Annotated in this window: 1 protein-coding gene; it reads right to left on the bottom strand. The window is 39.3% G+C overall.

Annotation, left to right across the window (positions count from 1 at the left end; all coding sequences use genetic code 11):
• Positions 1-75: 75 nt before the first annotated feature.
• Entirely contained in the window at positions 76-393 is a 318-nt protein-coding gene (locus HY58_RS18540; protein WP_039135702.1) for a transposase, read from the bottom strand.
• Positions 394-458 lie beyond the last annotated feature (65 nt).

Genomic DNA, 458 nt, shown 5'->3' with positions numbered 1-458 from the left:
AAAAAGTGCTGGCAGCAACTCCAGACCACTCAAGAAGTTTTAAAATTGAAGGAGCCCTTTCTTTAAATTCATTTATTACTTCGATCGCCTGGACTGTTGAACAGCGCTTTTTTTTAAAAGTTCTGTTTTAAACTCAAGTTCAAGGGCCTGGTTGCCGATAATCTTTTTGAGTCGGGCATTCTCCTCCTCCAAAGCTTTGATCTGTGGATCAACTTTGTGATACTGGGGTTGAAGTGATGTAGGTCCACCTGAATCAAACTGGCGTTTCCATCGAAGAAAAACACTATGTGATAAATTGTGTTTACGTAAGGCTTGGGCAACACCAAGCTGATCAGCTTCATTCATTATCTGCAGCTTCTGATCTACAGAAAATGTGCGTCTTTGTCTTGACATAATCCTAAATTTAAGTGACTAAATTGATTTATTAATTTAGTCCAGCCATTTAGGGGGCTAAGACA

The organism is Flavihumibacter sp. ZG627 (assembly GCF_000814325.1).
In the GTDB taxonomy this organism is placed as follows: Bacteria; Bacteroidota; Bacteroidia; order Chitinophagales; family Chitinophagaceae; genus Flavihumibacter.
This window is presented reverse-complemented; position numbering and strand designations above follow the sequence as displayed.

Excerpts from the sequence above, each read along its gene's own strand:
- HY58_RS18540 (WP_039135702.1), bottom strand. The coding sequence starts at position 393 with ATGTCAAGACAAAGACGCACATTTTCTGTAGATCAGAAGCTGCAGATA.